Here is a 13233-nt window from a genome sequence, read left to right as displayed (position 1 = left end):
GAAACGCTCAGGCGTGGCCAGTAATGACCACGCCTGAGGTTGTACTGCAGGTTACGCGATGTCGAAACGATCCGCGTTCATCACCTTGGTCCAGGCTGCGACGAAGTCCTGCACAAAGGCTTCTTGTGCATCATCACAGGCATAGGCTTCTGCCAGCGCTCGCAGTTGCGAGTTGGAGCCAAAGATCAGGTCTACGCGGGTACCGGTCCACTTCACCTGACCGGTGCTGCGGTCACGGCCCTCGAACACATCCTGCACCTTGGAAGTCGGCGTCCACTTGGTGCTGGTGTCCGTAATGTTGACGAAGAACTCGTTGGTCAACACGCCGGGGCGCTGAGTGAACACGCCGTGTGGGGATTGGTCAGTATTGGCATTCAATGCGCGCATGCCACCGATCAATACCGTCATCTCCGGCGCCGTCAGCTTCAACAGTTGAGCCCGGTCCAGCAACATCTCTTCCGCCGATACGGTGTATTGGGTTTTGAGGTAGTTGCGGAAGCCATCGGCCAGCGGTTCCATCGCCTCGAAGGACTCTGCATCGGTTTGCTCCTGACTCGCGTCGGTACGGCCCGCGGCAAAGGGCACTTCTATCGAATAGCCGGCATCCTTCGCAGCTTTCTCAACTGCCGCACAGCCACCCAATACGATCAGATCCGCCAGCGACACACGCTTGTTGCCTGATTGCGCTGCGTTGAAGTCAGCTTGAATGCCTTCCAGCACCTGCAGCACCTTGGCCAACTGCGCCGGCTGGTTAGCGGCCCAATCCTTCTGCGGCGCCAGGTGGATGCGCGCACCGTTGGCGCCACCGCGCTTGTCGGAATCGCGGTAGGTCGACGCCGATGACCAGGCGGTGAATACCAGTTCGGAGACTGACAAGCCGGAAGCCAAGAGTCTGGCTTTCAGGTCGGCGATATCCTTGCTGTTGACCAGTTCGTGATCGACAGCGGGCACCGGGTCCTGCCAAATCAGATCTTCACCGGGGACATCCGGGCCGAGGTAACGCACTTTCGGGCCCATATCACGGTGTGTCAGCTTGAACCAGGCGCGGGCGAAGGCATCGGCAAACTCTTCCGGATTCTTGTGGAAGTGCTCGGAGATCCGGCGGTATTCGGGATCAGTACGCATGGCCATATCGGCGGTGGTCATCATGATGCCCACGCGCTTGGCGGCGTTTTCTGCATCGGGGGCATGGTCATTTTCTGCCAGGCCTACGGCTTGCCACTGGTGCGCACCGGCCGGGCTTCGGGTCAGCTCCCACTCGTAACCGAAAAGCACGTCAAAATAGCCCATGTCCCATTGGGTGGGGTTGGGTGTCCAGGCGCCTTCGATCCCGCTGGTGATGGTGTCGCTGCCCTTGCCGCTACCGTAGCTGTTGATCCAGCCAAAGCCCATTTCTTCCATGGGCGCACCTTCGGGTTCCGGGCCGACATGCGCGGCATCTGCTGCGCCGTGGGCCTTCCCAAAGGTATGACCGCCCGCGGTCAACGCGACGGTTTCATAGTCATTCATGGCCATACGCGCGAAGGTTTCACGAATATCGCGGGCCGAGGCCAGCGGGTCGGGGTGACCGTCCGGGCCTTCCGGGTTAACGTAGATCAAACCCATTTGTACCGCGGCCAAGGGGTTCTCGAGTTCACGGTCGCCGGTGTAACGGCTCTTGGGCTTGTCGCTGGTGGCCAGCCACTCATCTTCAGCGCCCCAGTAAATATCTTCCTCAGGGGCCCAGATATCTTCACGGCCACCGCCATAACCAAAGGGCTTGAGACCCATGGATTCGATGGCGACGTTACCGGCAAGCACATACAGATCTGCCCAGGACAGACGGTTGCCGTACTTTTTCTTGATCGGCCACAGCAGGCGGCGGGCCTTGTCGAGGTTGCCGTTATCCGGCCAGCTGTTAAGTGGTGCAAAGCGCTGGTTGCCGGTGGAAGCGCCGCCGCGGCCGTCAGCGGTGCGGTAGGTGCCGGCGGAGTGCCAGGCCATGCGGATCATGAAGGGGCCGTAGTGGCCGTAATCGGCTGGCCACCATTCCTGCGAATCGGTCATCAGTGCGGTCAGGTCACGCTTTACCGCCGCCAGGTCCAATTGCTTGAACGCGTCAGCGTATTTGAAGCCCGCACGCATGGGGCTGGACAGAGGAGCATTCTGGTGCAGAATCTTCAGGTTCAACTGGTTGGGCCACCAGTCCTGGGTGGAGGTACCGCCATGCAGTCTGCTGGTAGCACTGCCGTGCATAAAGGGGCATTTGCCAGCGTTCTCCGTGGCTTCGCTGTCATTGATGTCTAAAGCGTCCATATCGATATCCGTTTGTTTTTGATGAATGTGCCGGGTTGTTCCATTGAGAAAGTACATCAGGACGACCCTGATGGTTTAAACGGTTTTTCGTACCGTTTTAATAGTTTTTCCCTATGCTCGAATCGATCGTGCTGTTTTTGCACTAATCTGGTTCACTCTAGCGCTGGTAGCGAATTCTGTTGGGAGATGAAGATGTATAAATTGTGTTTTTATGTTCCGAAGTCGCATCTGGAAAAGACCAAAGCCGCGGTCTTCAGTGCGGGGGCCGGGCAGATCGGTGATTACGACCAGTGTTGCTGGCAGACCAAGGGCCAGGGCCAGTTCCGCCCTCTACCCGGTAGCGAGCCGTTTATCGGCGATCAGGGCGCTCTGGAGACGGTTGAGGAATATAGGGTCGAAATGGTCTGCGCCGACGACCGCATCCGCGCCGTGATCGCGGCATTTCGGCTTGCGCATCCCTATGAAGAGCCGGCTTTTGATTGTTGGTTGTTGGCGGAGTTTTGATCGTCAACTTCGCTACGCCTTGTTAACCCCGCTCCACCCCATTCCCGCCCCTACTCCGTCATTCCCGCGAAGGCGGGAATCCATTTGGCCTTTCGGTTTAACCCAGAGCTGGTGAAGCGCCATTTCCGAATGGATCCCCGCTTTCGCGGGAATGACGGCGTGGGGCTGGTTGACGCTGGTGCAGGATGCCGGCCGGTCTCGGCATGCTGCGGTAGCCCATTCACGTCAGACAAATCACTCCTTGGCAAACGGCACCGGTATGGGGGTGGCGTTATTTGATGGCGGCAGTTGGGGAATGCTGAAGTCAGGCTGATCACCAGTCAGGGTTTTCAGGAAGGCGGTCATGTTGTCGATATCCTGCTTTTCCAGTTCCCGCCCCAACTGCAGGCGCGCCATCAGGTCCACGGCTTCTTCCAGTTTCCAGTGCGCGCCATCGTGGAAGTAGGGGTAGGTCAGCTCGACGTTGCGCAACGTGGGTACCTTGAAGGAGAAGCGGTCCGCATCCTTGCCGGTTACGGCCACGCGGCCTTCCGCCGGGTTATCGGTAACGTAGGGCTCGACTACCCCCATGCGCTGAAAGGATGAACCGCCTGCGGCCGGGCCGTTGTGGCACGCGGTGCAGCCGATGTCCTTGAAGGTCTTGTATCCCTCCAGCTCGGCCTGCGTCAGCGCTTGGTCATCACCCTTGAGCCACTGATCGAAGCGCGAGTTGGGTGTGACCAGGGTTTCTTCAAAGGCGGCGATGGCGTCGGTCACCCGGTCAATATCGATCTCGTCGCTGCCGTAGATCTCGGCAAACTCCTGGCGGTACTGGGGAATGGAGCGCAGAACATCCAGCGCCAGCACGTGGGTCGAGGCCATTTCCTTGGGGTTGTTGATCGGACCGGCAGCCTGTTCCTGCAGGGTGGCGGCGCGGCCGTCCCAGAATTGCGCGACGTTCATGCTCGAGTTCAATACGGTGGGCGAATTGATCGGGCCTTCCTGCCAGTTGTGACCGATGGAGGTGGACAGATTGTCACTGCCGCCCATGCTTAGGTTGTGGCAGGAATTGCAGGAGATGAAGCCAGAGCGCGACAGGCGCGGGTCAAAGAACAGTTTCTTGCCCAGCTCGATCTTTTCCGGCTCGTCAAAACTGGCGGGTTCAATCGGCTGGATCGGCTCGCTGGTCAGGCGCTCGGCTTGCAGCGGGGCGCAGAGGCCGCCGGCCAATAGCAGGCATAACAGTTGCTTGTTCATGGTCATTTCCTTGTGTCGCTGAATGGCAAACTGCCTTTAACCCAGTGTGCCGGAGTGACTCAAGGAGGGCGTTGACTCAGATCAAGGGACGATCTCGACCAGCGTGCCGTCTGGCACCAGCTCCCAAAGGGCGCGCATATCGGCGTTGTTCAGCGCGATGCAACCGTTAGTCCAGTCCAGCCCTTTGAAAAACCACTCGGGGTACTCTTCATCAATCGGCGTGCCATGGATCATGATCATGCCGCCAGGATCCACGCCCTGTTTATAAGCCGCAGTCCGGTCTTTCAGATTGGGGTAATCCAGGTGCAGGCTGAGATTGAATTGCGGGCTTTCGTGGCGCCAGTCGATGCTGTAGATGCCCTCGGGTGTGCGCTGGTCGCCTTGCTGCTGTTTATGCCCGAGCGGCTGGCGGCCCAGGGAGATGCGGTACTGTTTGATTACCTGGCCGGCACTGATCACCTCCAGCCGCCGCTCGGCCTTGTGCACAAGCACTTTGTCGATTGTCGGAGCCGCCTGGGCGGGAAGAATGGCCAGCAGCATCGCCAGCCCCAGGATATATCGCAAATACCACATCAGCGAAGCTGGCGGGCCAGCGCCGGGTTGTAACGGATGTCGCGCACGCGAATCGGGAAATGCTGCTCCTGGCGATCACTGAAGTACTGTTTGAGCGTCTTGCCGACAGTCGGGAAGGCCAGCTCATCCCAGGGGATTTCCGTTTCGTCGAACAGTCGTACTTCCAGGCTTTCTTCACCCACGCCGTAGGCCTGGTCAACCAGCTCGCCGCGGAAGAACATGTACACCTGATTGATATGCGGCAGGTTGAACAGCATGTACAGCTGCTGATCGCGCACCTTGGCCTGGGCCTCTTCCCAGGTTTCGCGCAGCGCTGCTTCCTCGGTGGTTTCTCCGTTCTCCATATAGCCGGCCGGCAGCGTCCAGAAGCCGCGGCGCGGTTCGATGGCGCGGCGGCACAGCAGAACCTGCTGGCCATGAACTACCAGACAGCCGGCCACAATACGCGGGTTTTGATAGTGGATGATGTCGCAATGGGTGCAGACGTAGCGGGTGCGGTTGTCGCCGCTGGGGATCTGTTCGCTGATCGGATTGCCGCACTGGCTGCAAAACTTCATGATTTATAACGTCTCATTCGGAAACCTGTTTTGTCCTATCTTGCGGCGCATTTGCCGGTTGGGCAACTGGTTCTAGGTAAGTGATCATGACATCATGCTTAAAAGACCAAGAGGTACTCTGCATGCTGGATAAAATGCGCATGCGGGTTGGGGAATACCGTCCGCGGCAGATCGAAACCCTGGGTATGCCGGAGGCGGGCGTGTTGATTCCGGTAACCTGTGTGCATGACCGCCCGGAGATTATTCTGACGCTGCGTTCGCAACGCATGACCACTCACTCCGGCGAGGTCGCCTTCCCTGGGGGGCGTCGAGATCCCGGCGACGTCGACCTGCGCTATACCGCTCTGCGCGAAACGCACGAGGAAATCGGCCTGGAGCCGGACCGGGTGGAAGTGATTGGCCCGATGGGCTCGCTGGTCTCCCGCTACGGCATCAAGGTCACGCCCTACGTTGGCATCGTTCCGGATGTGTTCGACATCGTGCCCAGCAGCGCGGAGATAGACGCGGTGTTCCGGGTGCCGGTGGCATTCTTTATGGAAGACCGCCGTGAGATGACCCACCGTATCGATTACGAAGGCCGCAGTTGGTATGTCCCCAGCTATCGCTATGAAGGCCACAAGATCTGGGGGCTGACAGCCCTGATGCTGGTCGAATTCATGAATGTCGCCTTCGATGCCGACATTCCCTTGCACACCCCTTATGACGAAGATCGCAAACAGGAGCGCAGATGAAGTACAGCCTGGGTAATGACCGTGTGGAGATGGCCGATGATGCCTGGATTGCCGATACGGCAGCGGTGATCGGCAAGGTACGTCTGGAGCAGGGCGCGAATGTCTGGTTTGGCGCGGTACTGCGCGGCGACATGGAGCTGATCCTGATCGGCGAGCACAGCAACGTGCAGGACGGTGCGGTAATGCATACTGATTCCGGCTTCCCGCTGACGCTGGGCAAGGGCGTGACCGTGGGCCATAACGCCATGCTGCACGGCTGTACCGTGGGCGATTACAGCCTGATCGGCATCAACGCGGTGGTATTGAACGGCGCGAAGATCGGCAAGCACTGCATCATCGGCGCCAATGCGCTGGTGCCCGAGGGTAAGGAAATTCCCGATGGCTCTCTGGTGGTTGGCTCGCCGTGCAAGGTGGTACGTGAACTGACCGAACCGCAGAAGAAGATGCTTGAGGCCAGCGCAGCGCATTACGTGCATAACGCCCAGCGCTATCGCCGCGACCTGCAGGTGCAGGAAGACTGATGCAGCAGGCTGCGGTGAAGTCGCCCTGCATCGGCGTCTGCGCGCTGGATGAGCAGAATCTGTGTACCGGCTGCCAGCGCAGTGGTGAGGAAATCACCCTGTGGGGGCGCATGAGTGATGCCCAGCGCCGTGAGGTGCTGTTACTCTGTGAGTCCCGAGCCAGAGCCCAGGGCTTATGGTTCAGCGTACAAACCAGCTAAGGACGTATCGCATGGCCAAGATAGGAACTCCCAACGCCGAGAATGCTACCCGGGTGATGCTGCTGGGGGCCGGCGAGCTGGGCAAGGAGCTGGTTATCGAACTGCAGCGACTGGGGTGCGAAACCATCGCCGTGGATCGCTACGAGAACGCCCCGGCCATGCAGGTCGCCCATCGCCGGCATGTGATCAACATGCTTGATGGCAAGCAGTTGCGCGAGGTCATCGAGGCCGAGCAGCCGGACTATATCGTCCCTGAAATTGAAGCTATTGCGACCACCACGCTGGTCGAGATGGAAAGCGAAGGCTACATGGTCATCCCCACGGCGCGCGCCGCCTGGCTGACCATGGATCGTGAGGGTATCCGCCGGCTGGCTGCTGAAGAACTGAATCTGCCCACTTCGCCTTTTCGTTTTGCCGACACCTTTGAAGAATATGCAGCTGCGGTGGAAACTGTGGGGCTACCCTGTGTTATCAAGCCAGTGATGAGTTCTTCCGGCAAAGGCCAGTCCCTGCTGCGGCGTCAGGAAGAGCTGCAGGCGGCCTGGGATTATGCCCAGTCCGGCGGCCGTGCCGGCGAAGGCCGGGTGATTGTCGAGGGCTTTGTCGATTTTGATTATGAAATCACGCTGCTGACGGTTCGTCATATTGATGGCACCAGCTTTTGTGAGCCCATTGGCCATCGCCAGGAGGGCGGCGATTATCAGGAGTCCTGGCAGCCGCAGGTGATGACTGAGGCGGCGCTGGCTGAATCTCAGCGCATTGCCCTCGCGGTGACCGACGCACTGGGTGGTCGCGGTTTGTTCGGCGTCGAGTTGTTTATCAAAGGGGACGATGTGTGGTTCAGCGAAGTATCACCGCGCCCGCACGATACCGGCATGGTCACGCTGATTTCCCAGGATCTGTCCGAGTTCGCGCTGCATGCGCGAGCCATCCTCGGCTTGCCGATTCCTTCGATCCGCCAGATGGGCCCCTCGGCTTCCGCGGTGATCATGGTGCAGGGCGAGTCCGTCGCTGTGAGTTACGGCAATTTGCATAAAGCTCTGACTGAACCGGATACCCAGCTGCGGCTGTTCGGCAAACCGGAAGTAGAAGGGCAGCGGCGCATGGGTGTGGCGCTGGCGCGCGATGAAAGTATTGAAGCGGCGCGTGAAAAAGCGCTGCGGGTTGCCGATAGCGTGGAGATCACGCTCTGAGTCATTGGTGGTATCTGGCAGCGCCCGCGCTGCCGTTACTGCTGCCTCAGGCGTTGTGGGTAAAAAAGACCGCGTTACGCCTGCCGGATGCAGCCCTGCCCTGGCAGGGCGTCTGCACCCCCTCTAGTTCTGACTTAACTTCCTCCTCTTTGCGTCTACTGGTTATTGGCGAGTCCACCGTGGCTGGAGTTGGCGTAGACACCCAGCAACAGGCGCTGTGCGGCCAACTGGCTCAGCAGATGGCTGACGCTCAATCGCGGCAGGTTATTTGGCAGGCTTGTGGGCGCAATGGTGCGACCGCCGCTGTCTGTCGGCGGGAATTGCTGGCAACGCTAGAGCCGGAGCGGTGGGATCTGGTGGTGATCGTCCTGGGGGTCAATGACACAACGCATCTGACCCCACGCTGGCGTTGGCGGAGCGAGCTGATGCGGTTGCTGGATCATTTCAACGCACGGGCGGATCAGGTGCTGGTTACTGCGGTGCCGCCACTAGGCAGGTTTCATGCATTGCCGCAGCCGCTGCGGGGCTGGTTCGGGCTGCGCGCGGGATTGCTCGACCTGGATGCGCAGCGTTGTTGCGCGATGGGCCGGGCGCTGCATGTGCCGATGGCCGGGATCTTCGAAAGGCATTACCTGGCGCGCGACGGCTATCATCCCTCGCAGGCCGGGTATGCGCTCTGGGCTGCTGACATCCTGCGCTGTCTGACTCAGTCGTCGTGCTTGTCGCCTTCGGCTACGGCCTCGGCTTCATCCTCCGGGTGACGGTCCAGGGCCCGATCCCAGATGCGCACGCTTTTGACCATGTTGTCCTTGGTCTGCAGAATTTCCATCCGGTAGCGGCCAATGGTCAGGCACACACTGGTTTCCGGAATGCTTTCCAGTTGCTCGGTGATCAGGCCATTCAGCGTTTTGGGTCCGTCTGCCGGTAGCTTCCATTTCAGCTGGCGGTTGATGGCGCGGATCGCGCTGCTGCCCTCAATCACTACTGTGCCATCTTCCTGGGGGTGAATATCCTGGCTGGGAAGCATCATGTCGGTAGTAAATTCGCCAACGATCTCCTCAAGAATGTCCTCCAGGGTAACCAGGCCAATCACGTCACCGTATTCATCCACCACGATCGCAATACGGCGTTTCTGCTTCTGGAAATTGAACAACTGTGTATGCAGCGGAGTGCTTTCCGGTACGAAATAGGGCTCTTTGCAGGCGTGAATCAGTGCTTCCTTGGTCAGTTCACCACGGCTGAGCAGGCGGGCGATGGAGCGCATATGCACGATGCCGGTGACGTTGTTGATGTCATTGGTAAACACCGGCAGGCGCGTGTGGTGGCAGGTACGTAACTGGTTATTGATGACGGACAGGTCATCCTCCAGATCAATACCCACGGCCTCGTTGCGCGGCACCATGATGTCGTTGACGTTCATTTTCTCCAGATCGAGGATGCCCAGCAGCATATTTTGCCGGCTGCGGGTCATGCCCAATCCTGCTTCGCGGACCACGGTGCGCAGTTCTTCGGTGCTCAGTTGGTCGCCGTTGGGATCGGATGTATTCACGCCGATTAACTTGAGCAGCATGTTGCTGATGGCGCCGCAGATCCAAACCACCGGATAGAGGATTATCTGCAGAAACTTGAGAATGATGCTGACAGGGAACGCAATCAGTTCAGGACGCAGTGCCGCGAGGGTTTTCGGGGTGATCTCGCCGAAAATCAGAATGACAATCGTCAGGCCTATGGTGGCGATGGCGATGCCGGCTTCGCCCCAGATCTGCGTAGCGATGACCGTCGCGATGGAAGCGGCGAGAATATTGACGATGTTGTTGCCGACCAGAATGGTGCCGAGCAGGCGGTCCGGACGCTCCAGCAGCTTCGAGGCGCGCCTCGCTGCTTTGTGGCCCTCCTTGGTCAGGTGTTTCAGCCGATAGCGGTTGAGGCTCATCATGCTGGTTTCGGAACTGGAGAAGAACGCCGAGAGGACGATCAAGAGGGCCAGTATCATCAACAGAAAACTGGTATGGGCGTCGTTCAAGGGGTTACCTCAGAAGCTGGGGAAAGGGTTTTCATTAGCGGCTGAATCACTGGGGCTGCATAACAGGGCTTCATTAGTAGGGCAGCAGGAATTCACGGACCAGCTTACTGCCAAAATACGCCAGTGCCAGCAGCAGAAAGCCGGCCAGCGTCCAGCGGATTGCATTGCTGCCGCGCCAGCCGCGGAAATGCCGGCCCCACAGCAGGATGCCGAAGACTACCCAGGCTACGCAGGACAGGAAGGTCTTGTGCGCTACGTTCTGGGCAAACATGTTGTCCAGAAACAGGAAGCCGGAAATCAGCGCCAGGGTCAGCAGTACCTCGCCACACAGCAGGAACTGGAACAGCAGGCGTTCCATGGTCTGCAGGGGCGGGAAGGTACGGATAAAACGCGTCGGCCGCTTATGTTTGAGCTGGTAGTTCTGGATCGCCAGCAGGCTGGCCTGAAAAGCCGCAATGGTCAGAATACCGTAAGCCAGTATCGACAAGAGTACGTGCACCACCAGCATACCGCCGGCCGGCACCAGCGTGGTGCCGTGGCTGGGGAACAGCCAGGCGAGCAACCCGGTTATAAAGGCCAGCGGGAACAGGCCAAGCAGCAAACTGGCTACCGGCGCCTTGAGGCTGGAGAGCAGGGTAATGGCGATCACCAGCCAGGCCACCAGCGAGGCGGTATTGAACAGGCCTAACGACAGGCCTTCATCGGTAAATAGCTGAATATAAAGGCTGCCCGCGTGCGCGATCAGAGCGATCACACCGATCGCCCGGAGCAGATTGACATTGACGGCCAGGCGCTTGCCCAGGCAACGCAACTGATAAAAGCTGCCGCCCAGATAAAGAAGAGCGGCCAGCAGACTGGAGGTAAGGGCTGTCATACGTCCCTGCGGGTGAGAATCAGTAAGCCGAAGTGTGGCACAAGCCGCGCTGCTGATAAAGCGCTTCCCTGTCATCCGTAAGGTGCTCAGGGTATACTGCGGCGCTTGATCGCTTCACCTCGCCGATGCGGGGTTACAGGAAGCCTAGGAGACCGACCGATGTTCGACAATCTTACCGAACGCCTTACGCACAGCCTGCAAGGTGTGACCGGGCGCGCCAAGCTCACCGAAGACAACATCAAAGACACCCTGCGCGAAGTGCGTATGGCGTTGCTTGAGGCCGACGTGGCATTGCCCGTGGTCAAGGCCTTTGTTGATCAGGTGCGCGACCGTGCTGTGGGTCAGGAAGTATCCCGCAGCCTGTCGCCGGGTCAGGTGTTCGTCAAGATCATCAAGGCCGAGCTGGAAGCGGTGATGGGCGAGGCGGTGGGTCTGAACCTGGCCGTCACGCCGCCCGCGGTGATCCTGATGGCCGGTCTGCAGGGCGCGGGTAAGACCACCTCTGTTGCCAAGCTGGCCAAGCACCTGCGTGAGCGGCAGAAAAAGAAAGTCATGGTGGTCAGTGCCGACGTTTATCGTCCGGCGGCCATCAAGCAGTTAGAAACCCTGGCCAAGGAAGTGGACGTTACCTTCTTCCCGTCCGACGCCGGGCAGAAGCCGGTAGCCATTGTTGAAGCCGCCATGCGTGAAGCACGCAGCCGCTTCATGGATGTGCTGATCATCGATACCGCCGGTCGTCTGGCCATCGACGCCGACATGATGGAAGAGATCCGCCAGGTGCATGCTGCCGCCAAGCCGTCTGAAACCCTGTTCGTGGTCGACGCCATGACCGGTCAGGACGCGGCCATCACGGCGCAGGCGTTCAATGAAGCGCTGCCGCTGACCGGTGTGATTCTTACCAAGGTCGACGGTGATGCCCGTGGTGGTGCGGCGCTGTCGGTGCGACACATTACCGGCAAGCCGATCAAGTTCCTGGGTATGGGCGAGAAGACCGATGCGCTCGAGCCTTTCCACCCTGACCGTATCGCCTCGCGCATCCTCGGCATGGGCGACGTGCTCAGCCTGATCGAACAGGCCGAACACAAGCTCGACAAGGACAAGGCCGAGAAGCTGGCCAAGAAGCTCAAGAAGGGCAAGGGCTTCGACCTTGAAGACTTCCGTGACCAGTTGCAGCAGATGCGTGGCATGGGTGGTCTGGGCTCAATGATGGACAAGCTGCCGATGATGGGCAAGATCAATCCATCGCAGATGGAAAACGCCCAGACCCAGGCCGAGAAGCAGTTCAAGGTCATGGAAGCGATCATCAACTCCATGACCCCGCAGGAACGGCGTAATCCGGACATCATAAGCGGTTCACGCAAGCGCCGCATCGCTGCCGGCTCCGGGTCGCAGATTCAGGATATCGGCCGCGTCATCAAACAGCATAAACAGATGCAGAAGATGATGAAGAAAGTCAGCGGCAAGGGCGGTATGGCCAAGCTGATGCGCGGTATGGGTGGCATGGGCGGTGCGGGCGGCGGTGGCGGTATGCTGCCACCCGGCGGCGGTATGCCGAAATTCTGAGAGCCTGCTGTACAGCAGGTGATCAAAAAACAGTTTTCAATGGCCGCGATATTCCGTAGAATACGCGACCTTTCGGGTATAAGGGTCTTTGCTGCGCCTGCGCCGCATGGTCTCACCGCCCGTAATGAATCAATGAGCGTTACTCAAATACAGGAAACAATGTCCACATGGTAACCATTCGTCTAGCTCGTGGTGGCTCCAAGAAGCGCCCCTTCTATCATCTGACTGTCGCCAACAGCCGCAACGCCCGTGATGGCCGTTTCGTTGAGCGCGTAGGCTTTTTCAACCCCGTTGCCAACGGTGCTGAAATCCGCCTGTCAGTAAACCAGGAGCGCGTTAGCTACTGGCTGAGCCAGGGTGCACAGCCCTCTGAGCGCGTTGCTGCTCTGCTGAAGGAAAATCAGGCCGCTGCCTGATATGACCAGTCTGCCGGAGTCGAGCGGATCACCCTTGGTGGTCCTCGGTAAGATTGTTTCGGTTCACGGCATTCGCGGTTCGGTGAAGGTGTATTCCGAAACGGACCCGCTGGATAACGTTCTGAACTATCCCGAATGGATACTCAGACGCGGTGCAGAACAGCGCACCATGACCGTGCTGGAAGGCCGGGTGCAGAACCGGGTACTGGTGGTTAACCTCAAGGGGATTAACGACCGAGATCAGGCTTTGGCGCTGGTAGATTACGAGATCTGTGTGGCGCGTGACGCCTTGCCGGATCTTGAGCAGGGGGAATTCTACTGGCATCAGTTGGAGGGTTTGCAGGTCGTAACCGTCGAAGGACAGTTACTGGGTCGGATCGACCACCTGCTGGAAACCGGCTCCAATGATGTGATGGTAGTCAAGCCTTGCGAAGGCAGTTTGGATCAGCGCGAACGCTTGCTGCCCTACCTGCCGGATATGTATGTGAAGTCGATCGATCTGCAGGCAGGTCTGATGCAGGTGGATTGGGACCTGGAGTTCTGACCG

15 protein-coding genes are annotated in these 13233 nt (G+C 59.1%); 9 read left to right on the top strand and 6 right to left on the bottom strand.

Annotation, left to right across the window (positions count from 1 at the left end):
- Window positions 1-51 precede the first annotated feature (51 nt).
- Entirely contained in the window at window positions 52-2295 is a 2244-nt protein-coding gene (gene katG / locus DT594_RS15280; RefSeq protein ID WP_149333528.1) for a catalase/peroxidase HPI, read from the bottom strand.
- A gap of 192 nt (window positions 2296-2487) precedes the next feature.
- On the opposite strand from katG, the gene DT594_RS15275 reads away from it, so the two are divergent.
- The gene (locus DT594_RS15275; RefSeq protein ID WP_149333526.1) at window positions 2488-2799 is read left to right on the top strand and encodes a YqfO family protein; all 312 of its coding nucleotides are present in this window, start codon (window positions 2488-2490) and stop codon (window positions 2797-2799) included.
- A 234-nt stretch (window positions 2800-3033) separates the two neighbouring features.
- Here DT594_RS15275 and DT594_RS15270 read toward each other — a convergent pair whose 3' ends face one another.
- From DT594_RS15270 to DT594_RS15260, 3 genes are all read right to left on the bottom strand, one after another.
- Window positions 3034-4035, bottom strand: a complete 1002-nt coding sequence (locus DT594_RS15270) for a cytochrome-c peroxidase (protein WP_218574539.1) — start codon at window positions 4033-4035, stop codon at window positions 3034-3036.
- A gap of 81 nt (window positions 4036-4116) precedes the next feature.
- Window positions 4117-4575: a L,D-transpeptidase family protein gene (locus tag DT594_RS15265; protein WP_425460569.1), complete on the bottom strand. Its 459-nt coding sequence runs from the start codon at window positions 4573-4575 to the stop codon at window positions 4117-4119.
- 32 nt (window positions 4576-4607) lie between these two features.
- Complete coding sequence (locus DT594_RS15260; protein WP_149333521.1) at window positions 4608-5165, bottom strand: NUDIX hydrolase; 558 nt, start codon at window positions 5163-5165, stop codon at window positions 4608-4610.
- A gap of 122 nt (window positions 5166-5287) precedes the next feature.
- Between DT594_RS15260 and DT594_RS15255 the strand changes: the two genes are divergently transcribed.
- The 5 genes from DT594_RS15255 to DT594_RS15235 are packed head-to-tail and all read left to right on the top strand — an operon-like array spanning window position 5288 to window position 8571.
- Window positions 5288-5896 carry an NUDIX hydrolase gene (locus DT594_RS15255; RefSeq protein ID WP_096347985.1) on the top strand — a complete coding sequence of 203 codons (609 nt, stop codon included), beginning with the start codon at window positions 5288-5290 and terminating at the stop codon, window positions 5894-5896.
- Entirely contained in the window at window positions 5893-6417 is a 525-nt protein-coding gene (locus DT594_RS15250; protein WP_149333519.1) for a gamma carbonic anhydrase family protein, read from the top strand. Before DT594_RS15255 ends, DT594_RS15250 begins: the two co-directional genes overlap by 4 nt.
- On the top strand, window positions 6417-6617 hold the full coding sequence (locus tag DT594_RS15245; RefSeq protein WP_149333517.1) for a DUF1289 domain-containing protein: 201 nt from the start codon (window positions 6417-6419) through the stop codon (window positions 6615-6617). The genes DT594_RS15250 and DT594_RS15245 overlap by 1 nt, the downstream gene beginning before the upstream one ends.
- A gap of 11 nt (window positions 6618-6628) precedes the next feature.
- Window positions 6629-7810 (top strand): formate-dependent phosphoribosylglycinamide formyltransferase, encoded by a 1182-nt coding sequence (gene purT / locus DT594_RS15240; protein WP_149333515.1) that lies wholly within the window; start codon window positions 6629-6631, stop codon window positions 7808-7810.
- 53 nt (window positions 7811-7863) lie between these two features.
- On the top strand, window positions 7864-8571 hold the full coding sequence (locus tag DT594_RS15235) for an SGNH/GDSL hydrolase family protein (protein ID WP_342780306.1): 708 nt from the start codon (window positions 7864-7866) through the stop codon (window positions 8569-8571).
- Here DT594_RS15235 and DT594_RS15230 read toward each other — a convergent pair.
- Window positions 8517-9833, bottom strand: coding sequence for an HlyC/CorC family transporter (locus DT594_RS15230; protein WP_149333511.1), 1317 nt, complete (start codon window positions 9831-9833; stop codon window positions 8517-8519). The genes DT594_RS15235 and DT594_RS15230 overlap by 55 nt on opposite strands.
- A 73-nt stretch (window positions 9834-9906) precedes the next feature.
- On the bottom strand, window positions 9907-10707 hold the full coding sequence (locus DT594_RS15225; protein ID WP_149333510.1) for a cytochrome C assembly family protein: 801 nt from the start codon (window positions 10705-10707) through the stop codon (window positions 9907-9909).
- A gap of 159 nt (window positions 10708-10866) precedes the next feature.
- Here DT594_RS15225 and ffh point away from each other — a divergent pair, with 159 nt between their 5' ends.
- The 3 genes from ffh (at window position 10867) to rimM (ending at window position 13230) form a co-directional block, all read left to right on the top strand.
- Window positions 10867-12270, top strand: coding sequence for a signal recognition particle protein (gene ffh / locus DT594_RS15220; RefSeq protein WP_096347979.1), 1404 nt, complete (start codon window positions 10867-10869; stop codon window positions 12268-12270).
- 167 nt (window positions 12271-12437) lie between these two features.
- A complete protein-coding gene (gene rpsP, locus DT594_RS15215) occupies window positions 12438-12686 on the top strand; it encodes a 30S ribosomal protein S16 (protein ID WP_022961065.1) in 249 nt (82 codons plus the stop codon).
- 1 nt (window position 12687) lies between these two features.
- Window positions 12688-13230, top strand: coding sequence for a ribosome maturation factor RimM (rimM, locus tag DT594_RS15210; protein WP_149333508.1), 543 nt, complete (start codon window positions 12688-12690; stop codon window positions 13228-13230).
- Window positions 13231-13233: the final 3 nt, after the last annotated feature.

Origin of the sequence: Halopseudomonas laoshanensis (genome assembly GCF_008365385.1) — a bacterium.
Classification (GTDB): Bacteria; Pseudomonadota; Gammaproteobacteria; order Pseudomonadales; family Pseudomonadaceae; genus Halopseudomonas; species Halopseudomonas laoshanensis.
The sequence above is the reverse complement of the archived record's forward strand: the minus strand, read 5'-3'. Positions and strand labels throughout refer to the sequence as shown.

Bases quoted from the DNA above. Each gene is read 5' to 3' on its own strand.
- katG (WP_149333528.1), bottom strand. From the start codon at position 2,295: ATGGACGCTTTAGACATCAATGACAGCGAAGCCACGGAGAACGCTGGC.
- DT594_RS15275 (WP_149333526.1), top strand. From the start codon at position 2,488: ATGTATAAATTGTGTTTTTATGTTCCGAAGTCGCATCTGGAAAAGACC.
- DT594_RS15270 (WP_218574539.1), bottom strand. From the start codon at position 4,035: ATGAACAAGCAACTGTTATGCCTGCTATTGGCCGGCGGCCTCTGCGCC.
- DT594_RS15265 (WP_425460569.1), bottom strand. From the start codon at position 4,575: ATGCTGCTGGCCATTCTTCCCGCCCAGGCGGCTCCGACAATCGACAAA.
- DT594_RS15260 (WP_149333521.1), bottom strand. From the start codon at position 5,165: ATGAAGTTTTGCAGCCAGTGCGGCAATCCGATCAGCGAACAGATCCCC.
- DT594_RS15255 (WP_096347985.1), top strand. From the start codon at position 5,288: ATGCTGGATAAAATGCGCATGCGGGTTGGGGAATACCGTCCGCGGCAG.
- DT594_RS15250 (WP_149333519.1), top strand. From the start codon at position 5,893: ATGAAGTACAGCCTGGGTAATGACCGTGTGGAGATGGCCGATGATGCC.
- DT594_RS15245 (WP_149333517.1), top strand. From the start codon at position 6,417: ATGCAGCAGGCTGCGGTGAAGTCGCCCTGCATCGGCGTCTGCGCGCTG.
- purT (WP_149333515.1), top strand. From the start codon at position 6,629: ATGGCCAAGATAGGAACTCCCAACGCCGAGAATGCTACCCGGGTGATG.
- DT594_RS15225 (WP_149333510.1), bottom strand. From the start codon at position 10,707: ATGACAGCCCTTACCTCCAGTCTGCTGGCCGCTCTTCTTTATCTGGGC.
- ffh (WP_096347979.1), top strand. From the start codon at position 10,867: ATGTTCGACAATCTTACCGAACGCCTTACGCACAGCCTGCAAGGTGTG.
- rpsP (WP_022961065.1), top strand. From the start codon at position 12,438: ATGGTAACCATTCGTCTAGCTCGTGGTGGCTCCAAGAAGCGCCCCTTC.
- rimM (WP_149333508.1), top strand. From the start codon at position 12,688: ATGACCAGTCTGCCGGAGTCGAGCGGATCACCCTTGGTGGTCCTCGGT.